We start from the raw sequence: 23,037 nt of genomic DNA, 5'->3' as shown, positions 1-23,037 counted from the left end.
GTTCAGGCCTTCCAAAGTCTTTGTAAAAGCGGTGCCAGTTCGGCAAAGCTGTTGATGGTGTAATCGGCATTCAGCTGGTCAGCAGGGTGATACCCCCAGTCCACAGCAATGGTGTGAACCCCGGCGGTACGGCCCATGTCGATGTCATAACTGGTGTCGCCAATCATCACGGTATGTTCCGGCGCGACCCCTGTTTCCGCCATGGCCGTCAAAACCATTGAAGGATGCGGTTTCGATGGGTGGTGGTCAGCAGACTGCCGGGTCACAAAACTGGTCAACTCATGTGCAGCGACCACCGCTTCCAACCCGCGTTGTGACTTTCCAGTGGCCACACCCAACAGGTACTCCGGCACTGCGTTCAACGCTGCCAGCATATCCAGAGTGCCCGGATACAATGGTGAATGCGCCTGACCGCCAGCCTTACGCGCCCTCATGTAGGAGGATTTGTAACCCTCCACCAAGGCATCCAGGGTAGGTCCATCAGCGCCAGGAGCCAGTTCCGCCATCGCCAGATCCAGCGATAGCCCAATGATGGAAAGGACCGCGTCCCGCGTCGGGGCAACATGCCCAACCTCGGCAAAGGCCTCGGCCATTGCGCCGGTGATGGCGCCCTGGCTATCTACCAGAGTTCCATCCATATCGAACAAAACCAGTCGCAGGTCTGTGCTCATTCCAGCTCCTCAAAGGGATCGTCCGGCACATCCTTTGGATCCCACTGGAAATAGTCCCAGGTGTCCTGCATGTGCTGAGGCAGTGGCGCAGTAATGTGTAGAACCGACCTGTTCGAGGGGTGTTCGATTTTGATGCTACGCGCGTGCAGGTGCAGCTTCTTTGAAATTTCGTCACCCAGTTGCGAGCCCCAGCCATCGCCGAGGTTTTCTTGGCCTGATCCACCATACTTGCCATCACCAACAATCGGATGACCCAGTTCACCCATATGGGCCCGCAATTGGTGGGTGCGCCCGGTGACGGGGCTCAACGCCATCCATGCAGCCCGTTTGCCTGCGGCCTCCAGCACAACATAGTCCGTAATCGCCTTCTTAGCGCCAGGGGTGTCATCAATATCACGCGGGTGGATGTTGTACATCTTCTCACCTTCGCCGCCTGGACCGTGCCCATGCGCCTTGACCAGCCCGGTTTTAATCATCCCAAGTTTGGGATGCGGAACCCCTGCAACCACTGACCAATACACTTTACGAGTCTCACGGTGCCGGAACGAAGCAGTAAGTGCCTTAGCCGACAGCCGGTCACGTGCCAGCAGCAAAACACCCGAAGTATCTTTGTCCAAGCGATGCACAAGACGGGGTTTTTCTTCATATCCGAATTTCAGTGCTTCGGCTAATCCATCCACGTGGCGGCTTTGGCCGCTGCCCCCCTGCACGGCCAAACCATGTGGCTTGTTCAGCGCTATCACATGGTCGTCGCGGTAGATCACACAGGACTGGATCATCTTGATATCCGCATCCGAGATCCGGCGCTGGGTCTCGTTGGGGCGATGATCGCTGGCTGGCAGCGGCGGCACCCGAACGGTCTGCCCTGCAACAACCCGTGTCGAAGGCTTCACCCGGCCGCTGTCGACGCGCAGATCGCCCTTGCGGCACATCTTTTCGATGCGGCCCTGGCTAACATGTGGAAACAGTCGACGCAGCCAGCGGTCTAACCGCTGATCAGTGTCCTCGTCCGAAACGATAATCTTTTGAACGCCACTCATGCCAGCACCCCTTTTGCGGCCATCAGGCCAAGAAACAATCCCGTCACCGACAAAATCACTGACATCGATACATACAGTGCAGCATAGCCAAACGCGCCACGCTCCATCAGGGTAACAGTTTCCAGCGAAAACGCCGAAAACGTCGTAAACCCACCCAACAGCCCGGTCATCACAAACGGGCTGAAATGGGTCAGGCCGCGATGTGCAGCAAAGACCACAAAGGCTCCCATCAGGAACGAGCCGACAACATTCACCGTCAACACCGCAACCGGAAACGGATGATGGCCCAGCAGCCGGATCATCCCCAGACCGGCCATATAACGGCACGCCGCTCCGATTGCACCCCCAAGGGCCACATGTAACACTGTATAAAACATTGGCGGTCTCTCGCGTGTGAAGACCAAGATGTCAAGTTTTGCCGGCTTTGCACCAAACGCAGGGCTTAACAGATCCAACAGCAACTGGCGTAGGGTGCGTGCTGGCACGCACCTCTAACTGTTGCGTTGCGCCCGTAGTTTGGCAAAATAATCCACGCGTCGCTTCAACTCGCGCTCAAAACCCCGCTCAACCGGTTGATACAGTAGCGGGTGCTTTACCCCGTCCGGGAAATAGTTCTGCCCGGAAAACCCATCCTCGGCATCATGATCATAGGCATAGCCATCGCCATATCCCTGCTCGGCCATCAGTTTGGTCGGCGCATTCATAATATGTTTCGGCGGCGGCGCGCTGCCGGTCTGTTTGGCCAGTCTGCGCGCGGCCTTTATGCCGACATAGACCGCATTCGATTTTGGCGCCAAGGCCAGATAAACTGCCGCATTGGCCAGTGCCAACTCGCCTTCGGGGCTCCCCAGCCGCTCGTAGGTTTGCCAGGCGTTCAGGCAGACAGTGTTTGCCTGTGGATCCGCCAGACCGATATCTTCGGTCGACATCATGGTTAGTCGACGGGCCAGAAACCGCGGGTCCTCTCCGCCTTCTAACATCCGCCCTAACCAATAAAGCGCTGCGTCCGGGTCTGATCCGCGAATGGATTTGTGCAGGGCAGAGATCAAATTGTAGTGCTCGTCCCCTGATTTATCGAATTTTGCCGCCCGCCGCATCAACCGGGTTGCCAGTGCATCCCGGTTCAGCGGCTTGTCCACCTTCCACGCGGAGACCTGTTCGATCAGGTTCAGCAACGACCGGCCATCCCCATCTGCCATTTCCTGCAACGCATCACGCGCATCTGCATCCAGTGGCAATGCGCGACCCAATTCCTGTTCGGCCCGCTGGGTCATCAGCTCCAGATCCACCAGGGACAGACGTTCCAACACCAGAACTTGCGACCGGCTGAGCAGCGCGGCGTTGAGCTCAAAGCTGGGGTTCTCGGTGGTGGCCCCAACAAGCAGGATGGTGCCATCTTCCATATGGGGCAGGAACCCGTCTTGCTGGGCTTTGTTGAACCTGTGCACCTCATCGACAAACAGCAGGGTTCCGCGCCCGTTCTGACGCCGGATTTTGGCCGCTTCGAACACTTTCTTCAAATCAGCAACACCGCTGAAAATCGCGCTGATCTGAACAAAGTGCAGATCAGTCTCATCCGCCAGCAAACGTGCAATGGTGGTCTTACCCACGCCCGGTGGGCCCCAGAAAATCAAAGACGACAGTGAACCAGACGCCAACATGACACCCAGCGGCGCCTCTGCCCCCAAGACCTGCTCCTGCCCAATGACCTGCGCTAAGCTTTTGGGCCGCAGCCGATCAGCCAAAGGCCGTTTGGGTTCAGGCCGATCAGGTTGGGCAGTGTCACTGTCGAAGAGATCTGCCATGGTTATAGCCGGAACCGCAGGTTCAACCGCTGACCGCCGCGCTGCAAGTTCAGTTTCAACCGTCGACCGGACTCACTTAAAAACTGTGGGACTTCGGTAGTCTCAACCACTTCATTGCCGTTGATTGCCAGCAAGACATCACCGGGACGCAGCCCCGCCCGTGCACCGTGCTGGCCAGGGTCGGTGATGACGATGCCTTCTGCATTGAGAGCCAGCCCCATGCGAAAAATGACATCAGGATTGATCCGCGCCACCGTCAAACCCGGGAGCGGGGTATTCTCGCCCAACTGGATTGGTGCGGCTGGCGGCGAATTGGGCGCTGCCATCATCTGAACGTCAAGGACGTCCTTGTCAGTGCCCCGCAAGCGGGTGACCTGAGCCGTACTGCCCATACCGGCAACCGACATGCGAAACGCCATCTCTGAGGGCGAGTTGACCACTTGGCCATCCACCATGGAAATCACATCCCCAACTTTGAACCCGGCCTCTACAAACGGACTGGCGGAATGCAGATCCGAAATCACCATGCCTTCGGGTAAGGTCATGCCCAGCGATGCCGCAAGATCTGCATCTACGGGCTGCCCCGACATGCCTGCCCAGGGTCGCTTGAACTCTTCAGTTCCGCTTCGGGCCTGATGGACAATTTCGCCAACCAAATTGGCTGGAATAGCGAACCCAATACCATTGGACCCACCCGACCGGCTCAGAATTCGGGTATTGATGCCGATCAGATCGCCATTGACGTCAATCAACGCGCCGCCAGAGTTGCCCGGATTGATCGCCGCATCGGTTTGCAGGTAATAGCCAAACCCTTCACCCGTAGCGGTGCCGGTGCGCGCCAGACCGGAAATGATGCCACTGCTGACAGTTTGCCCAACCCCAAAGGGGTTACCGATGGCCAGTGCCAGTTCCCCCACCTCAACCTGGTCACTGTTGCGCAGCTCCAGGAAAGGAAGGTCTTCAGCATCGTCCAGCTGAAGGATCGCCAGATCGCTTGCCTTGTCCGACAGAATGACGCGGGCGTTATACTCGCGCCGATCTGTGGTCACCACACGGATTTCAGTCGCCATCCCCACCACATGATAGTTTGACACCACGATACCATCATCCGAAAGGATCACCCCTGACCCCAGCGAGTTCTGTACACGCTGCTGTGGCTGCGAAAGTCCCCGGAAAAAATCGTCGAAAAACGGATCGTTAGAGAACGGCGTACGCTGACGTTCCTGAGTAACGATCTTGGCATAGATGTTCACAACCGCTGGCGCGGCTTCTTTCACCAGTGGCGCAAAGCCAAGACTGATCTCAGCCTGAGACATCGGGACTCTTGTCTCGGCGGTCAACGGCGATGCGGCGGCTACAACGAGGGCTATAAGGGTTGCGCGGATCATTTTGGCTCCAACTGTTCTTGTCCCAAGGATATGCGTGGGGTGTCTCGCAATTGCAAGCGTGCCTCCGGTTGAAACAGCAATCAGGGACGTAGCTGCTCTGGGGCAATGGTCTACGTCGTGTAGGTCTGCTGTTTAGAACTTGATCTACCACGCTTTTCCGGCTGCGCGAAGTAACCAGCGCTCTGGGCTCAAGGCACGTCTTGGCCGACAGCTCTGTATGCTTCGACCAAGCTAGGTGAATCCCTGCATGTGGTCTGCGGTAAATCATCCACAACATTGAGCCAAGGGAGCCTGCTTTCGGTGCTAAGATGATACGTCGGAGGATAGTTTTCCGGCTCATCAAAACTGCCGGTAGTGACAACAATCCAGTTCGTCCAATACCCGATCCGGCCTTGATAGAGGATCGGAGAGCCGCATTTCGCGCAGAACCCCCGTTCCGCAATCAACGATGATTGGTAGATTTTGACTCGGCCCTTTGTCAGCCGAAAGGCCCCAACTGGGAAGGTGGTGCCTTCGAGCATGGGGGCCCCTGAGAACCTCTGGCACATTCGGCAATGACAGAGCATCGAGCCGAGCGCTTTTTCGGACACCTCGTAACGCACCTGGCCGCAAAGACAGCCGCCAGTCACCAGTGGTTTCTCTGCGACGGGCAAGTCAATGAAGGGTCTGAATGCCCTTTCCTGATGCCCACCCAAGGGGGCAGGACTGTATTTAAAAACCCTGACGGCCTTCACAATATTTTTGAGCTGATATGCTCCTGCATCTGAAAAACCATGGTCAATCGCACCATCAATATGTCCAAAAACAGAGCTGGAGATACAGATACCATCCGGATCAGCCAATTCCTGCAGTCGCGAAGCAACGTTGATCCCATCGCCGTAAATTTCGTCTCCATCGATGAGCACTTCACCCAAGTTGACGCCAATACGAAGCTTGATCTGGCGCTCTCCGTGGTCATTGGTCTTAAGCGAAATCATGCCGCGCTGGATGGCAAGGGCACATTCCACTGCGTTAAGGACACTTTTGAATTCCACCAGAATTCCGTCACCTAACAGTTTGGCAACTCTGCCGCTGTGCTGACCTATCTACGGATTGAACAGACTGAACTGCAAGCTTTGCAGGGCCTCCAGGGTCCCTGCTTCGTCCTTGCCCATCAATTTGCTATAGCCAACGATGTCCGCAAATAGGATTGCAGCCAACCTTCTTTGAGATACTCCAACCATAAAAGACGCCCGCTTCAATTGCTTGTGTTTGTAACCCAATCGATAGTTTAGCACATTTCCATAAATCGGAGCAGCATCCCTTGGCACAAATGCTACGGTGCCTGCTGGCATTTGATTATTTTCCGTTCATTTTGTCTGGTCATCCCTGCAATCGACCAAACAAAAAGCCCCCGCTCCGGATGGAACGAGGGCTCTCGACGCACAGGATCTAAGATCCGGCGGTTTTATTCTTCGGCAGCAACTTCTGCAGCTGCAACACGCGCCTTGTCGGCTGCGCCTTTGGCGTCGCGGTCGCGGTCAACAAATTCGATGATCGCCATCGGTGCCATGTCACCATAACGGAAACCAGCTTTCAGAACGCGGACATATCCGCCCTGACGGTCCTTGTAGCGTGGGCCCAGGATGTCGAACAATTTGCTGACGTACTGGTCTTCTTTCAGCTTGGATGCGGCCTGACGACGGGCGTGCAGATCGCCACGTTTTGCCAGCGTGATCATCTTTTCGATGATTGGACGCAATTCTTTTGCTTTTGGCAGAGTTGTCTTGATCTGCTCGTGCTCGATGAGCGAGCCAGCCATGTTCGAGAACAGAGCTTTACGGTGCTCATGTGTACGATTCAGGCGGCGATAACCACGTTTATGACGCATTTTCGAATTCCTTCTTCAGGTTTTGCTTTGTCTGGAGACCGATGCGGGTCAGTCCCTCTCCTTGGGGCAATATTGCCCAGTCTTCCCCACCATTGTGGGCATTGCGGAGAGGGCTTTACGCCCTCTCCAATCTCTTGACCAGCCCTATTAGAACGAGTCTTCGAACTTTTTCGCCAGATCTTCGATGTTGTCCGGTGGCCAGTCCTCGACGTCCATGCCGAGATGCAGACCCATGCCCGAAAGCACTTCTTTGATCTCGTTCAGCGACTTGCGGCCGAAGTTTGGAGTACGCAGCATTTCTGCTTCGGTTTTCTGGATCAGATCGCCGATGTAGACAATGTTGTCGTTCTTCAGACAGTTTGCCGAACGAACAGACAGTTCCAGTTCGTCCACTTTCTTCAGCAGAAGCGGGTTGAACTCGAGACCATCGTCTTCGTCCTGACGCGATGCCGACTCTGGCTCGTCGAAGTTCACGAAGATCGACAGCTGATCCTGCAGGATACGCGCAGCAAAAGCGACAGCGTCATCCGGCGTGATCGAACCATCGGTATCAATCTTCATGGTCAGTTTGTCATAGTCCAGAACCTGACCTTCGCGGGTCGGCTGAACGTCGTACGAAACTTTTTTGACCGGCGAGTAGATCGCGTCGATCGGGATCAGGCCGATAGGTGCATCTTCCGGCTTGTTCTTCTCAGCCGAAACATAACCATTGCCAGTGTTCACAGTCAGTTCCATGAACAGATCAGCGCCGTCGTCCAGGTGACAGATCACATGGTCGCGGTTCAGGATCTCGATACCAGCGGACTCAGAGATGTCACCAGCAGTCACAACAGCTGGGCCTTTGGCATTAATCGACAGACGCTTAGGGCCTTCGACTTCCATCCGCAGGCAAACGCCTTTGAGGTTCAGAATGATGTCGGTGACGTCTTCACGCACACCGGCAACGCTGGAAAATTCGTGCAGAACGTTATCGATCTGTACGGATGTGATGGCGGCGCCTTGCAGCGAGCTCATCAGAATACGGCGCAGGGCGTTGCCCAGGGTCAGACCAAAACCACGTTCCAGCGGCTCAGCGACAACTGTCGCCTGGCGTGCTGGGTCGTTGCCCGGCTTAACTTCAAGCTGTGTCGGCTTGATCAGTTCTGCCCAATTCTTATGGATCATGCGTTCCCTCCATTCCTGCCTGTACCCCATGTCCGGTAGGTTCAGGCGCCCGAGGTTTCTAATGACAAACTGGGGCCCATGCAAAAAACACAGGACCCCAGCGATAAATTGTGTCGCTTAGACGCGGCGGCGCTTCGGCGGACGGCAACCATTGTGTGCCATCGGAGTTACATCACGGATCGATGTGATGTTGAAGCCGATTGCTGCCAAAGCGCGCAGCGCGGATTCACGACCGCCACCGGGGCCCTGAACTTCGACTTCCAGAGTTTTAACACCATGTTCCTGAGCTTTTTTGCCTGCATCTTCTGCAGCCAGCTGAGCGGCGTACGGTGTGGATTTCCGCGAGCCTTTGAAGCCGCAGGTACCAGCCGAAGACCAGGAAATTGCGTTACCTTGAACATCCGAGATAAGGATCTTGGTGTTGTTGAACGAGCTGTTAACGTGAGCAACGCCGGAGGCGATGTTCTTGCGCTCTTTTTTCTTCGTACGAGTCTTTTCGCGTGCCATTGATCAAACCCTCCCTTACTTCTTCTTACCAGCAATAGCCCGTGCAGGGCCTTTGCGAGTACGAGCGTTGGTGTGGGTCCGCTGACCACGAACAGGCAAGTTACGACGGTGACGCAGGCCACGGTAGCAACCCAGATCCATCAGACGTTTGATGTTCATGGTTGTTTCGCGGCGCAGGTCGCCTTCGACTTCGACGTTGGCGTCGATGTGCTCGCGAATTTTCAGAACTTCGGCGTCGGTCAGTTCATTAACACGACGAGTCATTTCGATGCCTACGGCCTCGCAAATGGCCTGAGCCGTGGTGTTACCGATTCCGGTGATATAGGTAAGGGCGATTGGAACCCGCTTTGCAGTCGGGATGTTTACGCCGGCAATACGTGCCACGTTATACGTTCCTTTTGTTGCGGTTCCGTAGTACCGGAACCTTTTTTCACAACACTAGACCCTGGCAGTAACGCCGTTTGGCCCAGTATTTTCGAGGTAGTTTTGCAGATGAGTTAAACCCACCCACAGGAATTGATTCCCCGTAGGGATGGGCTTGGGTATGAGGTATTTTAAGGATCGTCAACCCACCTTTTGATTGACGCTACAGATCATTGCTAGCGCAACCAATCAGATAGAGTCAGTTCGCGCAGGAATGGAACACCGTCGGCTCATCTGATCCTTCCTACAGAGTGACAGCGCCGGGGTCATCCTAAAGGCAAACATGGTGAGCACGATTTAGGGACCGGGTTCTTCGTAGTGGCCCCTTGTCGGTGAGATTTGATTGCCGTCCCAGTGAAAATTGAATATCGCGCGTGCTGCAAAGTGAAGGCTAGCCTAGGCGACGCCGATCGTTTCAGTAGTTCCACTTTAATTCAGAGAGTTGGGCGTAGAGCCTGCAGATTGCAGCCTAACCACTCGCCTCGAAGCCGGAAACTGCTCTTTCAAACTCAGAACAAAGCCACTTTGTGACGTCGTCAAATGTTCGAACCGGTTTCAAAAGGTTCTCTGAATCAGAGACGGAAATTTTCCCAAAGGTGTCTATAAAATGAAAGAAATTAGAACTCTTACCGGATGGCGCCGTAATCTCAGTACTTTTTGCGAGAATGAGCAGCTCTTCATCAAGCTCTTCCGGGCGTCCATAAAGGTTGGGGACATTGGTATCCAACGGAATATGCGCATGTCCTCCGCCTCCAGTTTTATCGAGCACTCCAAACACATTAAACACGTATCTTCCAACCATCACACCGTTGCAAAGGCCAAAGAGCTCTTCGATTGGGGCCCTCGGAACTGGTCGAGCGAACTTGACAAGTTCCTTCAAATTTGTGGGGTCAAGTGGCTTGTTGACGGAAATGTCGACAGCCCGCGGCGCAATATCTGGGCGACCAAGCGCAGTAAAGCCACCAGCACTACAGTTCAGGTCAGTCCACCTATCTAAGTTTAGCAAGGTTCTTATTTCGGTCATCGGCATAGCCTATAGACAAAGTGGACCATGACAATTCCCTAATCCGATGCGTAGTTCCGAGCCATTTTCTGCTCCACCTTCCAAGCATCGCTGAAAGCGGTCTGCCTTGAAGTTTCAACGCTATTTATCCCATGAGCACCAGTTACCACTTTTTTTCGTTATCGCGCCAAATCAATCCGTACAGGAATAGAACCGGGTCGGCTCATCTGATCCGTCATACAGCTTCACCACCCCGGGCTCCTCATTGTTCATCACAAAGGTGAACAGCTTGGGTTCATAGTCTGGACCAGGATACTCGCACTGCCCCATATGAGTTGAGACTTGGTAGCTGTCCCAGTTGAAGGTCAGCTCCGGTGAAAACAGGCAATTAAGCTCCATCGAGTTGAAACCATATGGGTCCAGGATCAGCCCGCCTTCGCTCGCGAAATCAAGCAAGCCATGCTCCTCCTCCATCATTGCACAGGCACGCATGTCATCAACAAGGACCTGAGCTGATACGCCCAGGGCGGCAACACAAAGGGCGGCAATACAAAGAGCGGGACGAATTGGCATAAATTGGGTTCCTGAATCAAAAAGGGCTAGGAAAGTCCTAGCCCCAATTGGTTATCAACCTACCAATGCGTTGATCAGCCCAGAATGGCCTCGATCGACTTTTGCACTTCGGTGATGTCAGCCAGACCATTGACGGGACGCAGGTCGCCCTTGGCATAGTAATAGCCAATCAGCGGCGAGGTCTTTTTGTAGTATTCCATCAAACGGGTGCGCAGGCTGTCTTCGTTGTCATCTGCGCGCCGCACCATGTTGGTACTCCCGCAGTTGTCACATTTGCCGTCCTCAGCCGTTGGTTTGGTTTCGTCGTGATAAACCTCACCGCAATCGCCACAGGTAAAGCGACCGGTGATCCGCTTAACCAGCGCATCGTCGTCGACCCGCATTTCGATCACTGTGTGCAGTGACTGACCAAGTTTGGCGAGTAAAGCAGACAGCGCATCAGCCTGAGCAAGTGTACGTGGGAAGCCGTCGAAGATGAAACCGGCACCAGATTCGGCGGACAGCTTCTCTTCGATCAGGCCAATGACGATCTCGTCCGTGACCAACTTGCCGGCATCCATAATGGCCGCGACTTTCTTACCCATCTCAGTACCGCTGGACTTGGCATCGCGCAGCATATCTCCGGTGCTGAGCTGTAACATTCCACGGGTGTCAACCAAATGGCGCGCTTGGGTGCCTTTGCCGGCACCCGGTGGTCCAAGAAGGATAATATTCATCGGCGCGCTGGCCCGCGCTTACCGCGCTTTTTGCTTTTGCGACCCAACTGGCTTTTCTCGATCAGACCTTCGTACTGATGTGCCAACAGATGGCTTTGCGCCTGCTGAATGGTGTCCATAGTCACAGAGACCACAATCAGAACCGATGTACCACCGAAGTAGAACGGGATGGCAAACTGTCCGCGCAGGATTTCTGGCAGCAGCATAACAAGCACCAGATAGCCCGAGCCCAGAACCAACACGCGGTTGACGACGTACTCAAGATACTCGGCAGTTTTCTTACCTGGACGGATACCGGGAACAAAGCCGTTCTGGTTCTTCAGGTTGTCGGCGACCTCTTCAGGTTTGAACGACACGTTGAAGGTATAGAAGTAGGCGAAGAACACGATCATCGACACAAAGAACAACAGGTACAGTGGCTGACCGGGGCCAAAGTTGGCCAGCAGCCAGGACATCACCGGGCCACTTGTCGCACCGGACGAGAAGGTCGAGATGGTGGTCGGCAGCAACAACAGCGAGCTGGCAAAGATGGCCGGGATCACGCCTGCTGGGTTCACTTTGACCGGCAGATGCGAAGAGCCACCGTCATAGACTTTCATGCCAACCTGACGGCGTGGGTACTGAATGTGCACCTTACGCAAGGCCCGTTCCATGAACACCACAAACATGATGATTGCGACAACCATGATAAGAACCATCACGATGACCGCCGGGCTGATAGCACCGGACCGACCAGAGGCAAAGAACTGAGCAAGAGCAGCAGGAACTTCGGCGATGATACCAACAAAGATGATCAGCGAGATACCGTTGCCCAGACCACGTTGGGTAATCTGTTCACCCAACCACATCAGGAACATGGTGCCACCAACAAGGGTGATCATGCAGGCCAGACGGAAATACATGCCGGGGTCGGTTGCCAGTTCACCAGCCTCAAGCGACACGGCCAGACCATAAGATTGGGCTGTGGCCAGCGCCACGGTGCCAAACCGGGTGTACTGGTTGATCTTCTTGCGGCCCTGCTCGCCTTCTTTCTTCAACTGCTCCAGCGACGGGACCATCGAGGTCAACAACTGGATGATAATCGAAGCCGAGATATAGGGCATGATGCCGAGGGCGAAAATACCCATACGACCAAGGGCGCCACCGGTAAACATGGAGACCATGCCACCAATACCCTGGCCGGCCTGCTCCATGAAATCGCGCAGGGCGAGTGTGTCGATGCCCGGAACCGGAATGAATGTGCCCAAACGGTAGACAATCAAAAGGGCGAGTGTGAACAGGATGCGATTGCGCAGGTCTGTCGCTTTGCCAAGCGCGGACCAGCTGGTGTTCGCCGCCATTTGTTCTGCTGCTGATACCATGAAAAAGGTCTCTTTATTGCGAAAACGCCGCCCGGAGCCGTTTTCCGGCTCGGGCGGCGTCAATTGGAAAACTGGAGACTATGTAAGCGGCATTGTTGCCGCTCACAAGGGCTTACTCAGCTGCAGCTGCTTTTGCGACCAGTGTCAGGGCACCGCCTGCTTTTTCTACTGCTTCAACAGCGGATTTCGACGCGCCGGTAACAGAGATGTTGGCTTTGGCAGTGATTTCGCCTTTGGCCAGAACACGGACACCGTCCAGCTTGCGACGAACAACACCCGATTCGACCAGCGAATCTTCGGTGATCGATGCAGCGTCAAGTTTGCCGAGGTCGATGAATTTCTGGATCAGGCCCAGGTTGATGACTGCAAATGCCTTGCGGTTTGGCTTGCTGAAGCCACGCTTTGGCAGACGCTGGTACAAAGGCATCTGACCGCCTTCAAAACCTTTAATCGCAACACCCGAACGGGATTTTTGACCTTTGATACCACGGCCACCCATTTTACCGGTGCCGGAACCCGGACCACGGCCAACGCGCTTGCGTTTTTTGGTTGCGCCTGGGTTGTCGCTCAGTTCGTTAAGTCTCATATCGCTTCTCCTTGGCCGGATGTGACCCACGAAGCGAATTCGGGCCAACCACGGCATATAGTGATTTTGATTCTCGTGACCCGGATGGCCACCGGGTGCCTATAGACCTGTTGGGAGTGGGGATCAAGTGACTTGGCTTGCTAGTGCAATGTGCCGCGTCCTTGGTTGCTGTTGCAATACCCACAGGTTTCACACAGGGTGGGAGAAAATTGATTGATCGAGCAAGAATTGAGTGGGCACTTTAGCAAGATTTCACGAGGCTTGGAGTCACCCGAACTATCAGCCTGAAAGCGTTTCTGAAGTCGAGCTTTCCGAATTGGAGACTGAGGTGGGCGCGGCCTTTCCACTCAGTTACCGGAGCCAAATTCTTGAAGTTGGGTTGCCAAACCCAACGATTAAGCTCTGGGAGTGGATAGACGACAATATTTCTCTTGCAGATGTCCTGTTGGGCGTAAACCGTCCGCACTTGAATAGCTTTCTTTCACCAGAAGAAATCCGCGACGCTTTGATCTGGCGTGATATGGGAATGCCAGTCTTCTTGCTACCATTCCTAATCGATAGCCTTGGAAACAACATTTGTTTCGATATGCGCGAACTGGGTCAACACTCTGTTCCAGATGCTTCGGTTTACTTTTGGGATCACGACTTCAATGAAACAGAAAGACTGGCCCGTTCTTTTGACACGTTTCTGGGGTTCTACCTTCCGTAGACAATAACCAATCCTAGCGCCTGACCTTGGGGAGGTGCAAAGCGCCTAGCTTTTTTAGTTTTGGCCCCCGGTCTTCTCGGCCTCTCCTCAGCGAAGAATTGAGCAAGCTATTAAATTTGACACAGCGTCCACTAGCCGACGCTGTGTACTCTTTTCCATAGTCGGAGATGAGCACCAATTCAGCAGTTACAATGTCTCCAACTGCATATTCCGCGTTAACTCGCAAATTCTTGCTTACCTTCAACGGTAGATCTGAGGGAACATTGAACCGAATCGTAAGTTCCGCTGACGTCACCCAATCGAGCGGCAGATCCAATTTGTTCATTTTTTGGCCAAGCCAGTATGAAAAGAACTCACTATACGAAACCAAGGACCCACAATCGCCTTGTGGGTCAGGCATGACATCAAGATGAACAACCTTCCCCTCAAGACCGTTCGCTAGCTGGTAGAGCTTTCCAAGACCGCAATACCCATCAACGTCAAAATTTCGACTAAAAACAAAACCCAAAAAACCGTAAGAAACATTCTTTAAGTCTCGTCGCCGTGCCAAAAGACAGCCCTCTTTCAATAAATAGATCGCAGATCCGAATATTGAGATTTAGACCCGTGAATCCAACATCCACAAGCCTAAAACACTACCACAATCAGCGCCTGACCTTGGGGAGGTGCAAAGCGCCTTCCCGGGGGGAAGGTCAGGCGCGGGTTTGCCCTTGGCAAACCTGATAGGCGAGCGCCTTCAGCCGCCAAGGCCCCTGCCCTGTCGGTTTCTGTCATTCTGTATCAAACGGGTGGGCCGGATAGGAGTGGCGGCGCCGCCGGGGTGGATGCAGACGGGGGAATGCCCCGTGCAAGGAACGGTTCAGTTGCGCCCCCTTCTTTACGAGGGCCAGGCTCCGGGTGTGGCCGGGGTGCCAAGCCCGGCTAGATCGCGATCAATTAGGAAACTACAGCTCGACGGTTTCAGTTTCCTGAGCAGGGCGTCCGCTGGCTGCGCAACAGGGTTAATCCGCAGCCCCGTTCAGGCACAGGGCCTCCCACTCGGTCAGGAACGCCATGATCTCGACCGAATCCTGCAGGCGGGGCGACGGGCGCTGTGCCTCGGTCCGGTTTTGGGAGAGGTTCTGTTCGACCATTTTGATCTGGTGATAGAAGGCATCATACCCGGTTTCGACATAGATGTCCTCAACCGCGCCGTCATAGGGGCACCACTGCAGGTGGTTCGCGCCGGGCACGGGCAGCCACGGATTGGTGACGACCCGCAACACGCCCTTGCTGCCGCTGATGGTAAAGCCATGCGCCATGCCGTAGCTGTCGGTGGAGTGTAGACTGGCCAGCACACCATTGCCAAACCGGGCGGTCACAGCCGCGTCGCAGATGGTACCGTCGTGGTCCGAGACATTGCCAAAGCCGCTCAGGCGGCGGGTGGCAAACATCTCCTCGCCGCACATGGTCTGCACCACCAGATGCATCAGCGAGGTGGGGTAACAGCCAAGATTGTACAGGGTGCCGCGCCCCAACGGATTGGTCACCTGCCAGATATCAGCGGCGTAAAACCCCTGGATGGCGCGCAGCTCGCCTAGGCGACCGTCCAGCAGCACCTCTAGCAGACGTTGATACAGCGGATGGGCCAGATACATTAAGCCCTCAACGAAGAAAGTATTGTGGCTCTGTACTGCAGTGACCAGCTGGTGGGCCTGATCCATGGTGGTGGTCAGCGACTTCTCACTCAGGACCGCCTTACCATTGGCGGCGCCCTGCGCAGTCAGTGTGTAATGTACATGGTTGGGCAGGCCGATATAGACCACATCGACATTTGGGTCACTGAGTGCGCCTTCGTAACCGATAGAGTGGTTGGGAATCTGGTATTGGCGCTGAAACGCCTGCACAGCATCCGGGTTCCGCCCAGCGACGGTCCATAGCTCTGACCCGTCACTTTGCTGGATGGCTGTCGCCACCGCGTTGGAGATAAACCCTGTTCCCAGAACAGCCCAGCGTAGCATATCACGCGCTCCTTTGTTGCGAGCAACCAGAGCTAGAGGCAGCCGCAACAGAAGGCAAATCTAACGTCACGGCCTAGTAACAGAAAACGCCCCCGCGGTGCGGAGGCGTTTCTGGTCACTCAAACCCAAGGGAGGAGGAAAAGGGTCGAATGAATTCGGGAATTACTTGCCGTATACGTGGATACGGGAGATTTCGGCGATATCGCAGCGGCGAACACCAATGTCGGCCAGTTCACGGCCTGTCAGCTTATCCAGCTCTGTGTAAGTACGCTTATATTCGCTGGCCTGAACCCAGGATGTTGCGGCAGCCTCAAAGAACCCACGGATGCGTGCGATCAGGTTAAAGCCAGTAGAAGCGGAATTGATTGCGTGAGCCATGTTATTGTCCTTACTCTTTACCGAGACCCATTCCCCGGTACTGTATGTGTGCCTTGTTAAGCTGCATTTTAAATACGCCATCTATGGTGCACTCCACAAATGCCAGTTCGGTCAAGCCGCTATGCACTGACGACATGCAAAGCCCAGCCTTGTAAAAGGTGAGAAAATGCAAAACGCCCCCGGTTTCCCGCGGGCGCATCGTCATGTCGCAGGGTGCGTGCTAGCACGCACCGTTCATCGGCCTAAGGTTCAGTCGGCTTCAACCTGTTGACGGGCAATTTCGGCCAGATCTGAGCGGTGCATACCAAATTCGATCAGCTCGTCTTCTGTTAAGCTTTGCAACTCGGCATAGGCGCGATTGAACGCAGCCTTACGAACCCGGGCAGCACGTACGTTCGCCAGAATGGCTTGAAAGCGGCCACTCAGGTTCATGGTGGCACTTTGCGAGGGGATTGCATATTCCATTGGTTCGTCCATCTATTCGGCCGATCCGCATTGACCGGCAGCTTCTGTCATTTGTCGACCTAAAATAGGGACAGATGTCAGCGCAAACAACGCACATCACGGTCTTGCCGCTATGCGTCTGAAACATAGATCCCGGCCTGCTGTTGGTTCTGCGTACCTCACGAAATTCAGACCAGCGCCAAGATTGACAGAACACACAGCGCTACAACCATCGCCCATCCCGCGACAAACACAAAAGTACGTGCGCCTTGGGTCGCCTTGCCAACGTTCTGCGCATAGATCAGGACGTAGATCAGCCGCAAAACCAGAAACAGCACCATCAGCAAGTTGACCCACCAGGCAGAAACCCCGGTGAGGATACAGGCGAACACCCCGACGGCGACGGCAGGCATGATCTCAATGCCGTTTTGATGGCTTCGGTTCAGCCGGTAAACGGAATTGTCGTAGTCCGGTTCGGGGTTGCTGCCCGGGGTCATGTTTGCCTTGGCCTTGGCCGCGCCCACCAGCGCAGACTGCAGCAGAACAACTAGAACAAAGACCAGCAGGGAAATAAGGGCAACTGAATAGGCTGCTACAAGTTCGGGCATTGGGCACTCCATCTATTTAATGATTTGGTTAAATAGAGAGCACCCCTGCCCTGTTCCGTCAAGCCGATCTTTTCGACAGCGCGTGTTCGATCAACTCCAACCGGTCCTGCCCATAGAACATGTCACCGTCCAGAATATAGGTGGGTGAGCCAAAGACGCTGCGGGTCATAGCCTCTTGGGTATATTGCTCATGCAGGGCTTGAATTGGGGCTGACAATGCTGCGGTCAGCAAGCTATCTGCATCCAAACCCAAGTCAGTGACCAGTCCCGCCAGAGTTGCCGCATCTGCAATATCGGCATCCTTCACCCAATGCGCCTTGAGTATCGCATAGGACAGTTGGTCCACCGGTGCCCAGGCTTCGGCGGCTGCGATGATCAGACCATTTGACAGTGTCAGCGGATTGTCATGATGAGTGGGACGGTAGTCGATCATATCAACACCCCGATATTCTGCCCAGCGTTCAATTTCGCGGCCAAAGAAATAGTCGGCGTGCGCCTTGGTACGTGCAGCAAAGGGTTGTGACCCTGCGGCCTCGATGACGGGGCTGAGGTAAATCGGCCGGTGCAGCACCGTGCAACCATAATCCGCGCAGATTTGAGCCAGCTTTTGGGCGCCCAGATAGGCATAGGCGGAATGGGCAGAATAGAAATATTCGATGCTGGGCATGTGGCAAATTCCCTGAAGTGAATTCCCTGTAAGTACCTGTAACGGGAAACCCTGTCAGCTTATTCTTATCCACATAGCCAACTTCCAAACAAAAAAGCCCCCGGCAGAGCCGGAGGCGTTTTCGCTGTCTTCAAGGAAAAGGACTTAGCCTTTTTCTTCGATGATCTCGACCATGTGTGAAATCTTGTTCACCATGCCGCGAACCGAAGGAGTGTCTTCCAGCTCACGTGTCTTGTGCATCTTGTTCAGACCCAGACCAACCAGCGTAGCACGCTGTTTGGCGGGACGACGGATCGGAGAACCGATCTGCTTTACAACGATAGTTTTAGCCATCTTCCGATCTCCTTAAGCTTCAGCTTCGGCAGGTGCCGCTGCTGGTGCTTCGTCCCGCTTAGGCAGGATGTCGGCAACTTTCTTACCACGACGCTGAGCAACCGAACGTGGGCTGGACTCTTTGCGGAGGCCGTCCATGGTTGCACGGATCATGTTGTAAGGGTTCTGCGAACCAATCGACTTCGAAACAACGTCTTTGACGCCAAGCATTTCGAAAACAGCACGCATTGGACCACCGGCGATGATACCAGTACCTTCAGGTGCAGTCCGCATAACCACTTTACCGGCGCCGTGACGGCCTTCCATGTCGTGGTGCAGTGTCCGACCTTCACGCAGTTGAACGCGGATCATCTGACGCTTGGCCTGCTCGGTGGCTTTACGAATGGCCTCAGGGACCTCTTTCGCTTTACCTTTACCAAAGCCAACGCGGCCTTTTTGGTCGCCTACAACTACGAGAGCTGCAAAACCAAAGCGCTTACCACCTTTAACGGTTTTGGAAACGCGGTTGATCGCGACTAGGCGATCTGCGAATTCTGGTGTTTCGTCGCGATCGCGACGGCCGCCGCGGCGGTTGTCATCTCTTGCCATGAGGCATTCCTTTCATCCGGCGCATATGCGCCTAATATCCAATCCTGGTGAGCCCCCATCACTGGGGACCCCCGGATTATCGGGGCGGAGCAAAATGCACCGCCCGCAACGTTTAGATCTTGAGACCACCTTCACGGGCAGCGTCGGCCAGGGCCTTCACTTTACCGTGGTACAGGAAGCCACCGCGATCAAAATAAGCTTCTTCAACACCGGCTTTCTTGGCGCGTTCGGCAATAACCGTACCCACTTTGGAAGCTGCTTCGATGTTGTTCTTGCCGACGAAACCCAGATCTTTTTCCAGGGTCGAGGCAGAAGCCATTGTAACGCCACGAACGTCGTCGATCAGCTGAACGCTGATGTTCTTGTTCGAACGGTGAACAGAAAGACGAAGACGTCCAGCGTTCACGCGGCGCAGTTTGTTCCGGACGCGCAAGCGGCGCTTCAGAAACAGGGTTCTTTTGCTGTTTGCCATTGTGCTGGTCCTTACTTCTTCTTGCCTTCTTTGCGGAAGACGAATTCACCCTTGTAGCGAATACCTTTGCCCTTGTAGGGCTCGGGCTTACGCCATGCACGGATGTTCGCCGCGACCTGACCTACAGCCTGGTCATCAATGCCTTCGACAAAGATGATAGTTGGCTTAGGGGAGGTAACAGTGACACCCTCAGGTGCTACGTATTCCACATCGTGAGACAGGCCCAGGTTCAGCTTCAGGGTGTTGCCCTGCATCTGTGCCCGGTAACCAACACCCTGGATCTCCAGCTCTTTTTTGAAGCCGGTGGTGACCCCAGTTACCAGATTGGCAACCATGGTGCGGGACATGCCCCACTGCTGACGTGCCCGTTTGGACATGCCGCGTGGCGTGATGGAGACAACGTTATCTTCGACCGAGAGAGTCACATCGTCAGTGGCTTTGAAGCTACGAGTCCCTTTCGGGCCCTTAACTTCGATGGTCTGACCGGACACCGATGCAGTAACACCTGCAGGCAGCGTAACCGGTTTTTTACCAATACGAGACATTGATTGACCTCCTTAGAAGACGGTGCAGAGCACTTCGCCGCCAACGTTGGCTGCACGTGCTTTTGCGTCCGACATCACACCCCGAGGAGTGGAGACAATCGACACACCCAGGCCCTGACGGACGGATGGAATGTCATTGACGCCCATGTAAACGCGACGACCAGGTTTTGAAACCCGCTTCAGCTCGCGAATGACAGGTTCGCCATCGTAGTACTTCAGGCTGATTTCGATAGCCGGGTGGCCATCTGCACCAGTGGATGCTTCGTAGCCACGGATGTAACCTTCGTCAGTCAGCACGTCCAGAACCCAGGCCCGCAGCTTGGAAGCTGGGGTCGAGACTGTGGATTTGCCGCGCAACGAAGAGTTACGGATCCGGGTGAGCATATCTGCGATAGGATCGTTCATATCTGTCTCTCCCTTACCAGCTCGACTTCACCATGCCGGGGATCTGGCCCGAAGAGCCAAGGTCCCGCAGCGCGATCCGGCTTACCTTCAGCTTACGGTAGTAAGCGTGAGGACGGCCGGTCAGCTGGCAACGGTTGTGCAAACGTGTAGCCGAGCTATTGCGCGGCAATTTTGCCAATTTCAGACGCGCAGCAAAGCGCTCTTCCATAGGCTTGGACTGGTCACTCGCGATCTCTTTAAGCTCGGCACGTTTCGCAGCATATTTTGCTACCAGACGTTCCCGCTTTTTCTCGCGTTCGATCATGCTTTTCTTAGCCATGTCTATTCCTTCCCGCGCTTACGAATTGAAGGGCATGTTGAGAGCTTTCAACAGCGCCTTGGCTTCCGCGTCATTCGAAGCGGTCGTAGCGATCACAATATCCATGCCCCAGTTTTCGTCGATTTTATCAAAATCGATTTCTGGGAACACGAGGTGCTCTTTCAGGCCCATGGCGTAGTTGCCACGACCGTCGAAAGATTTGCCAGATACGCCGCGGAAATCGCGGATACGAGGCATTGCGATGGTGATCAGACGATCCAGGAAGTCATACATCCGGTCGCCGCGCAGTGTCACCTTGGCACCCATTGGCATGCCTTCGCGAACGCGGAAGCCAGCAATGGAAGTCTTGGCGATAGTGGTCAGAGCTTTCTGGCCAGAAATCAGGGTCAGATCAGCCTGAGCCGACTTTGCCTTCTTGCTGTCACGGACTGCGGCACGGCCACAACCAATGTTCAGAACGATCTTATCCAGCTTAGGGATCATCATTTCGTTCTTGTAGCCGAATTCCTCTTTCAGAGTGCCGCGAACGGACTCTTTGTAGAAGGTCTTCAGGCGCGGGGTGTAAGCAGCGTTATCAAGCATCGATCACGTCCCCTGTAGTTTTTGCAAAACGCACTTTCTTGTCGCCTTCGGTACGGAAGCCAACGCGAGTTGCTTTGCCATTTGCGTCCAGGAATGCCAGGTTTGACAGCTGGATCGGCAGTGCTTTGGGCAGACGGCCACCCTGGTCAGTCTGTGTCTGACGTGTGTGGCGGATCGCCATGTTCACACCTTCAACAACAGCTTTACCAGCAGACGGGTCAACGGAGGCGATAACGCCTTCTTTGCCTTTGTCTTTGCCAGCCAGCACGATGACTTTGTCACCTTTACGGAGTTTAGCAGCCATTGTTACAGCACCTCCGGAGCAAGCGAGATGATTTTCATGAAGTTCTTGGCACGCAGTTCACGAACAACTGGGCCAAAGATACGAGTACCTACGGGCTCATTGGCGTTGTTCAGGATCACAGCAGCGTTGCTATCAAAACGAATAGCAGTACCGTCTGCGCGGCGAACTTCTTTGGCGGTGCGAACGACGACGGCCTTGCGGACATCACCCTTTTTAACGCGACCACGTGGGATGGCTTCTTTAACCGAAACGACAATAACGTCGCCTACGGATGCGTACTTACGCTTAGAACCACCCAGAACCTTGATGCACTGGACTCGGCGAGCGCCTGAGTTATCAGCAACATCCAGGTTAGTTTGCATCTGGATCATTTGGTTTCTCCCGACCTATGGAAACTGGCGATGCGTGCCATGGCGTTCCCAGGGTTTCGACAAACTGGGATGTCTGTCGGTTAAGGGTTCTAAAGGCTCTTAAGCTTCCAGAACTTCCCAGCGTTTCGTTTTCGACTTAGGTGCGCATTCGATGATGCGAACTGAGTCACCTACTTTGAAAACGTTCTTCTCATCGTGGGCCCGATATTTTTTGGACTTACGGATGGTTTTCTTCAGAACAGGGTGCGTGAAGCGGCGTTCAACCGAGACAGTTACGGTCTGGGCGTTGGCGTCGCTGGTCACGGTGCCAGTGAGAATACGTTTGGGCATCGTGTCGCTCCTTATTCAGCTGCAGCTGCAGCTTTTTGGTTCAGAATGGTCTTAACACGGGCAGCGTTACGGCGAGCCGCTTTGATACCTGATGTGTTTTCCAGCTGACCGGTGGCCTGTTGAAAGCGCAGGTTAAAGCTTTCTTTCTTCAGGTTTGCGAGTTCATCGCGGAGTTCATCCGCGGATTTTTCGCGAAGATCCTTGGCGTTCATAGCCTAAGTCCTTTCCAAAGCACCAGAAGGCCCCTGTTGGGTAACCTCGCACCTGGTGGGTTATGTCACCTGCACCGAAATGCAGAAAAGAATCACCTTGCCCTGATTCCGATAGGAATAGGGGTTAGCGATGGGTCCCTATAGGGGAGTGTGGGGGTGGGGGCAAGAGGGAACGTTGGGATGGACACTCAGTCCAGTAATCTTTCGAATTACGCATTTCGTTTGCAAGTTCGAACCATCACCTAATGTCGTGCATAAATCGACCAGAGAGGCTCGTCATTACCTCATCCGGAATATCAGGAATGAAAACTCGCAACACCTCTTGTGCCAACCTTGTCTCCTCGATCATGTCCGGACCGGGGTTATGGCCTAGCTTAAGCAGCGCTCGAGGCTGACAATAGCGCCACTGGAAATCCCCCAAATCGTCCAGAACTTGAAACAGCTGATTAACTTTACCCAATCCCACCCGAGACCAGAACTGTTTCGCAGCCGGAGATAACTCTTCGCTGTTTCTATTGCGGAAATCCCGCTCATATTTGAGGGCCTCAACAAGGAGAGGTCCTTCTTTACGGACCGATTCAGCCAATCGGGTCAATTTTGCGTAGTCGATGGTACTTCTCCGAAACGAATTGCTTCTGTCTGTATTCTGAATCCAGCTTGGGC

Annotated in this window: 32 protein-coding genes; 1 reads left to right on the top strand and 31 read right to left on the bottom strand. The window is 54.5% G+C overall.

Going from position 1 to position 23,037, the window contains the following annotated elements:
- Nucleotides 1–2: 2 nt before the first annotated feature.
- From FEE96_RS15180 to rplO, 15 genes are all read right to left on the bottom strand, one after another.
- Nucleotides 3–671: an HAD-IA family hydrolase gene (locus tag FEE96_RS15180; RefSeq protein WP_138163967.1), complete on the bottom strand. Its 669-nt coding sequence runs from the start codon at nt 669–671 to the stop codon at nt 3–5.
- Complete coding sequence (locus tag FEE96_RS15175; protein ID WP_138163966.1) at nt 668–1,711, bottom strand: RluA family pseudouridine synthase; 1,044 nt, start codon at nt 1,709–1,711, stop codon at nt 668–670. Before FEE96_RS15175 ends, FEE96_RS15180 begins: the two co-directional genes overlap by 4 nt.
- Nucleotides 1,708–2,088, bottom strand: a complete 381-nt coding sequence (gene crcB / locus FEE96_RS15170) for a fluoride efflux transporter CrcB (RefSeq protein WP_138163965.1) — start codon at nt 2,086–2,088, stop codon at nt 1,708–1,710. Before crcB ends, FEE96_RS15175 begins: the two co-directional genes overlap by 4 nt.
- Nucleotides 2,089–2,202: 114 nt before the next feature.
- The gene (locus FEE96_RS15165) at nt 2,203–3,516 is read right to left on the bottom strand and encodes a replication-associated recombination protein A (RefSeq protein WP_138163964.1); all 1,314 of its coding nucleotides are present in this window, start codon (nt 3,514–3,516) and stop codon (nt 2,203–2,205) included.
- Nucleotides 3,517–3,518: 2 nt separating this feature from the next.
- On the bottom strand, nt 3,519–4,904 hold the full coding sequence (locus FEE96_RS15160; RefSeq protein ID WP_138163963.1) for a trypsin-like peptidase domain-containing protein: 1,386 nt from the start codon (nt 4,902–4,904) through the stop codon (nt 3,519–3,521).
- Nucleotides 4,905–5,092: 188 nt separating this feature from the next.
- Entirely contained in the window at nt 5,093–5,911 is an 819-nt protein-coding gene (locus FEE96_RS15155) for a GFA family protein (protein ID WP_425467325.1), read from the bottom strand.
- Nucleotides 5,912–6,351: 440 nt separating this feature from the next.
- Nucleotides 6,352–6,774 (bottom strand): 50S ribosomal protein L17, encoded by a 423-nt coding sequence (gene rplQ, locus FEE96_RS15150; protein ID WP_138163961.1) that lies wholly within the window; start codon nt 6,772–6,774, stop codon nt 6,352–6,354.
- A gap of 147 nt (nt 6,775–6,921) precedes the next feature.
- Complete coding sequence (locus FEE96_RS15145) at nt 6,922–7,938, bottom strand: DNA-directed RNA polymerase subunit alpha (protein WP_138163960.1); 1,017 nt, start codon at nt 7,936–7,938, stop codon at nt 6,922–6,924.
- A 117-nt stretch (nt 7,939–8,055) separates the two neighbouring features.
- Complete coding sequence (gene rpsK / locus FEE96_RS15140) at nt 8,056–8,445, bottom strand: 30S ribosomal protein S11 (protein WP_138163959.1); 390 nt, start codon at nt 8,443–8,445, stop codon at nt 8,056–8,058.
- A 15-nt stretch (nt 8,446–8,460) separates the two neighbouring features.
- Complete coding sequence (gene rpsM, locus FEE96_RS15135) at nt 8,461–8,829, bottom strand: 30S ribosomal protein S13 (RefSeq protein ID WP_138163958.1); 369 nt, start codon at nt 8,827–8,829, stop codon at nt 8,461–8,463.
- Nucleotides 8,830–9,337: 508 nt separating this feature from the next.
- On the bottom strand, nt 9,338–9,892 hold the full coding sequence (locus FEE96_RS15130; RefSeq protein ID WP_138163957.1) for a hypothetical protein: 555 nt from the start codon (nt 9,890–9,892) through the stop codon (nt 9,338–9,340).
- Nucleotides 9,893–10,063: 171 nt separating this feature from the next.
- On the bottom strand, nt 10,064–10,444 hold the full coding sequence (locus FEE96_RS15125) for a hypothetical protein (protein ID WP_138163956.1): 381 nt from the start codon (nt 10,442–10,444) through the stop codon (nt 10,064–10,066).
- A 74-nt stretch (nt 10,445–10,518) separates the two neighbouring features.
- On the bottom strand, nt 10,519–11,160 hold the full coding sequence (locus FEE96_RS15120) for an adenylate kinase (RefSeq protein ID WP_138163955.1): 642 nt from the start codon (nt 11,158–11,160) through the stop codon (nt 10,519–10,521).
- Nucleotides 11,157–12,521 carry a preprotein translocase subunit SecY gene (gene secY, locus FEE96_RS15115; protein ID WP_138163954.1) on the bottom strand — a complete coding sequence of 455 codons (1,365 nt, stop codon included), beginning with the start codon at nt 12,519–12,521 and terminating at the stop codon, nt 11,157–11,159. The genes FEE96_RS15120 and secY overlap by 4 nt, the downstream gene beginning before the upstream one ends.
- 112 nt (nt 12,522–12,633) lie before the next feature.
- Nucleotides 12,634–13,107: a 50S ribosomal protein L15 gene (gene rplO / locus FEE96_RS15110; RefSeq protein ID WP_138163953.1), complete on the bottom strand. Its 474-nt coding sequence runs from the start codon at nt 13,105–13,107 to the stop codon at nt 12,634–12,636.
- 232 nt (nt 13,108–13,339) lie between these two features.
- Here rplO and FEE96_RS15105 point away from each other — a divergent pair, with 232 nt between their 5' ends.
- A complete protein-coding gene (locus FEE96_RS15105) occupies nt 13,340–13,816 on the top strand; it encodes an SMI1/KNR4 family protein (RefSeq protein WP_138163952.1) in 477 nt (158 codons plus the stop codon).
- A gap of 1,001 nt (nt 13,817–14,817) precedes the next feature.
- Here the strand turns inward: FEE96_RS15105 and FEE96_RS15100 are convergent.
- The 16 genes from FEE96_RS15100 to rpmC form a co-directional block, all read right to left on the bottom strand.
- The gene (locus FEE96_RS15100; RefSeq protein ID WP_138163951.1) at nt 14,818–15,816 is read right to left on the bottom strand and encodes a Gfo/Idh/MocA family protein; all 999 of its coding nucleotides are present in this window, start codon (nt 15,814–15,816) and stop codon (nt 14,818–14,820) included.
- A gap of 162 nt (nt 15,817–15,978) precedes the next feature.
- Nucleotides 15,979–16,194 (bottom strand): DUF1127 domain-containing protein, encoded by a 216-nt coding sequence (locus FEE96_RS15095; RefSeq protein ID WP_138163950.1) that lies wholly within the window; start codon nt 16,192–16,194, stop codon nt 15,979–15,981.
- Between the two features lie 249 nt (nt 16,195–16,443).
- Nucleotides 16,444–16,659, bottom strand: a complete 216-nt coding sequence (locus FEE96_RS15090) for a DUF1127 domain-containing protein (RefSeq protein ID WP_212744775.1) — start codon at nt 16,657–16,659, stop codon at nt 16,444–16,446.
- Nucleotides 16,660–16,826: 167 nt separating this feature from the next.
- Entirely contained in the window at nt 16,827–17,246 is a 420-nt protein-coding gene (locus FEE96_RS15085; RefSeq protein ID WP_158980065.1) for an MAPEG family protein, read from the bottom strand.
- A 58-nt stretch (nt 17,247–17,304) separates the two neighbouring features.
- Nucleotides 17,305–17,913 (bottom strand): 2-hydroxychromene-2-carboxylate isomerase, encoded by a 609-nt coding sequence (locus tag FEE96_RS15080; RefSeq protein WP_138163947.1) that lies wholly within the window; start codon nt 17,911–17,913, stop codon nt 17,305–17,307.
- Nucleotides 17,914–18,057: 144 nt separating this feature from the next.
- Nucleotides 18,058–18,246 (bottom strand): 50S ribosomal protein L30, encoded by a 189-nt coding sequence (gene rpmD / locus FEE96_RS15075; RefSeq protein ID WP_138163946.1) that lies wholly within the window; start codon nt 18,244–18,246, stop codon nt 18,058–18,060.
- Nucleotides 18,247–18,258: 12 nt separating this feature from the next.
- On the bottom strand, nt 18,259–18,834 hold the full coding sequence (gene rpsE / locus FEE96_RS15070) for a 30S ribosomal protein S5 (protein ID WP_138163945.1): 576 nt from the start codon (nt 18,832–18,834) through the stop codon (nt 18,259–18,261).
- Nucleotides 18,835–18,946: 112 nt separating this feature from the next.
- Nucleotides 18,947–19,306 carry a 50S ribosomal protein L18 gene (gene rplR, locus FEE96_RS15065; protein ID WP_138163944.1) on the bottom strand — a complete coding sequence of 120 codons (360 nt, stop codon included), beginning with the start codon at nt 19,304–19,306 and terminating at the stop codon, nt 18,947–18,949.
- Nucleotides 19,307–19,317: 11 nt separating this feature from the next.
- Nucleotides 19,318–19,851, bottom strand: a complete 534-nt coding sequence (gene rplF, locus FEE96_RS15060; protein WP_138163943.1) for a 50S ribosomal protein L6 — start codon at nt 19,849–19,851, stop codon at nt 19,318–19,320.
- A gap of 12 nt (nt 19,852–19,863) precedes the next feature.
- Nucleotides 19,864–20,256 carry a 30S ribosomal protein S8 gene (rpsH, locus tag FEE96_RS15055; protein ID WP_138163942.1) on the bottom strand — a complete coding sequence of 131 codons (393 nt, stop codon included), beginning with the start codon at nt 20,254–20,256 and terminating at the stop codon, nt 19,864–19,866.
- 13 nt (nt 20,257–20,269) lie between these two features.
- Nucleotides 20,270–20,575 carry a 30S ribosomal protein S14 gene (rpsN, locus tag FEE96_RS15050; protein ID WP_138163941.1) on the bottom strand — a complete coding sequence of 102 codons (306 nt, stop codon included), beginning with the start codon at nt 20,573–20,575 and terminating at the stop codon, nt 20,270–20,272.
- Nucleotides 20,576–20,593: 18 nt separating this feature from the next.
- Nucleotides 20,594–21,157 (bottom strand): 50S ribosomal protein L5, encoded by a 564-nt coding sequence (gene rplE / locus FEE96_RS15045; RefSeq protein ID WP_138163940.1) that lies wholly within the window; start codon nt 21,155–21,157, stop codon nt 20,594–20,596.
- Nucleotides 21,150–21,461 carry a 50S ribosomal protein L24 gene (rplX, locus tag FEE96_RS15040; RefSeq protein ID WP_138163939.1) on the bottom strand — a complete coding sequence of 104 codons (312 nt, stop codon included), beginning with the start codon at nt 21,459–21,461 and terminating at the stop codon, nt 21,150–21,152. The genes rplE and rplX overlap by 8 nt, the downstream gene beginning before the upstream one ends.
- Nucleotides 21,462–21,463: 2 nt before the next feature.
- Entirely contained in the window at nt 21,464–21,832 is a 369-nt protein-coding gene (gene rplN, locus FEE96_RS15035; RefSeq protein ID WP_138163938.1) for a 50S ribosomal protein L14, read from the bottom strand.
- 99 nt (nt 21,833–21,931) lie between these two features.
- Nucleotides 21,932–22,162 carry a 30S ribosomal protein S17 gene (rpsQ, locus tag FEE96_RS15030; protein WP_113821508.1) on the bottom strand — a complete coding sequence of 77 codons (231 nt, stop codon included), beginning with the start codon at nt 22,160–22,162 and terminating at the stop codon, nt 21,932–21,934.
- 11 nt (nt 22,163–22,173) lie between these two features.
- Nucleotides 22,174–22,374: a 50S ribosomal protein L29 gene (rpmC, locus tag FEE96_RS15025; protein WP_138163937.1), complete on the bottom strand. Its 201-nt coding sequence runs from the start codon at nt 22,372–22,374 to the stop codon at nt 22,174–22,176.
- Between the last annotated feature and the right edge of the window lie 663 nt (nt 22,375–23,037).

This window comes from Parasedimentitalea maritima (assembly GCF_005771405.1).
GTDB classification, from domain to species: Bacteria; Pseudomonadota; Alphaproteobacteria; order Rhodobacterales; family Rhodobacteraceae; genus Parasedimentitalea; species Parasedimentitalea maritima.
Note: the sequence above shows the minus strand (reverse complement) of the source record. Positions and strands in the feature narration are given on the sequence as shown.

What these genes read in the sequence shown, in the direction of transcription:
- FEE96_RS15180 (WP_138163967.1), bottom strand. Translation starts at nt 671, where the DNA reads ATGAGCACAGACCTGCGACTGGTTTTGTTCGATATGGATGGAACTCTG.
- FEE96_RS15175 (WP_138163966.1), bottom strand. Translation starts at nt 1,711, where the DNA reads ATGAGTGGCGTTCAAAAGATTATCGTTTCGGACGAGGACACTGATCAG.
- crcB (WP_138163965.1), bottom strand. Translation starts at nt 2,088, where the DNA reads ATGTTTTATACAGTGTTACATGTGGCCCTTGGGGGTGCAATCGGAGCG.
- FEE96_RS15165 (WP_138163964.1), bottom strand. Translation starts at nt 3,516, where the DNA reads ATGGCAGATCTCTTCGACAGTGACACTGCCCAACCTGATCGGCCTGAA.
- FEE96_RS15160 (WP_138163963.1), bottom strand. Translation starts at nt 4,904, where the DNA reads ATGATCCGCGCAACCCTTATAGCCCTCGTTGTAGCCGCCGCATCGCCG.
- rplQ (WP_138163961.1), bottom strand. Translation starts at nt 6,774, where the DNA reads ATGCGTCATAAACGTGGTTATCGCCGCCTGAATCGTACACATGAGCAC.
- FEE96_RS15145 (WP_138163960.1), bottom strand. Translation starts at nt 7,938, where the DNA reads ATGATCCATAAGAATTGGGCAGAACTGATCAAGCCGACACAGCTTGAA.
- rpsK (WP_138163959.1), bottom strand. Translation starts at nt 8,445, where the DNA reads ATGGCACGCGAAAAGACTCGTACGAAGAAAAAAGAGCGCAAGAACATC.
- FEE96_RS15130 (WP_138163957.1), bottom strand. Translation starts at nt 9,892, where the DNA reads ATGACCGAAATAAGAACCTTGCTAAACTTAGATAGGTGGACTGACCTG.
- FEE96_RS15125 (WP_138163956.1), bottom strand. Translation starts at nt 10,444, where the DNA reads ATGCCAATTCGTCCCGCTCTTTGTATTGCCGCCCTTTGTGTTGCCGCC.
- FEE96_RS15120 (WP_138163955.1), bottom strand. Translation starts at nt 11,160, where the DNA reads ATGAATATTATCCTTCTTGGACCACCGGGTGCCGGCAAAGGCACCCAA.
- secY (WP_138163954.1), bottom strand. Translation starts at nt 12,521, where the DNA reads ATGGTATCAGCAGCAGAACAAATGGCGGCGAACACCAGCTGGTCCGCG.
- rplO (WP_138163953.1), bottom strand. Translation starts at nt 13,107, where the DNA reads ATGAGACTTAACGAACTGAGCGACAACCCAGGCGCAACCAAAAAACGC.
- FEE96_RS15100 (WP_138163951.1), bottom strand. Translation starts at nt 15,816, where the DNA reads ATGCTACGCTGGGCTGTTCTGGGAACAGGGTTTATCTCCAACGCGGTG.
- FEE96_RS15095 (WP_138163950.1), bottom strand. Translation starts at nt 16,194, where the DNA reads ATGGCTCACGCAATCAATTCCGCTTCTACTGGCTTTAACCTGATCGCA.
- FEE96_RS15090 (WP_212744775.1), bottom strand. Translation starts at nt 16,659, where the DNA reads ATGGAATATGCAATCCCCTCGCAAAGTGCCACCATGAACCTGAGTGGC.
- FEE96_RS15085 (WP_158980065.1), bottom strand. Translation starts at nt 17,246, where the DNA reads ATGCCCGAACTTGTAGCAGCCTATTCAGTTGCCCTTATTTCCCTGCTG.
- FEE96_RS15080 (WP_138163947.1), bottom strand. Translation starts at nt 17,913, where the DNA reads ATGCCCAGCATCGAATATTTCTATTCTGCCCATTCCGCCTATGCCTAT.
- rpmD (WP_138163946.1), bottom strand. Translation starts at nt 18,246, where the DNA reads ATGGCTAAAACTATCGTTGTAAAGCAGATCGGTTCTCCGATCCGTCGT.
- rpsE (WP_138163945.1), bottom strand. Translation starts at nt 18,834, where the DNA reads ATGGCAAGAGATGACAACCGCCGCGGCGGCCGTCGCGATCGCGACGAA.
- rplR (WP_138163944.1), bottom strand. Translation starts at nt 19,306, where the DNA reads ATGGCAAACAGCAAAAGAACCCTGTTTCTGAAGCGCCGCTTGCGCGTC.
- rplF (WP_138163943.1), bottom strand. Translation starts at nt 19,851, where the DNA reads ATGTCTCGTATTGGTAAAAAACCGGTTACGCTGCCTGCAGGTGTTACT.
- rpsH (WP_138163942.1), bottom strand. Translation starts at nt 20,256, where the DNA reads ATGAACGATCCTATCGCAGATATGCTCACCCGGATCCGTAACTCTTCG.
- rpsN (WP_138163941.1), bottom strand. Translation starts at nt 20,575, where the DNA reads ATGGCTAAGAAAAGCATGATCGAACGCGAGAAAAAGCGGGAACGTCTG.
- rplE (WP_138163940.1), bottom strand. Translation starts at nt 21,157, where the DNA reads ATGCTTGATAACGCTGCTTACACCCCGCGCCTGAAGACCTTCTACAAA.
- rplX (WP_138163939.1), bottom strand. Translation starts at nt 21,461, where the DNA reads ATGGCTGCTAAACTCCGTAAAGGTGACAAAGTCATCGTGCTGGCTGGC.
- rplN (WP_138163938.1), bottom strand. Translation starts at nt 21,832, where the DNA reads ATGATCCAGATGCAAACTAACCTGGATGTTGCTGATAACTCAGGCGCT.
- rpsQ (WP_113821508.1), bottom strand. Translation starts at nt 22,162, where the DNA reads ATGCCCAAACGTATTCTCACTGGCACCGTGACCAGCGACGCCAACGCC.
- rpmC (WP_138163937.1), bottom strand. Translation starts at nt 22,374, where the DNA reads ATGAACGCCAAGGATCTTCGCGAAAAATCCGCGGATGAACTCCGCGAT.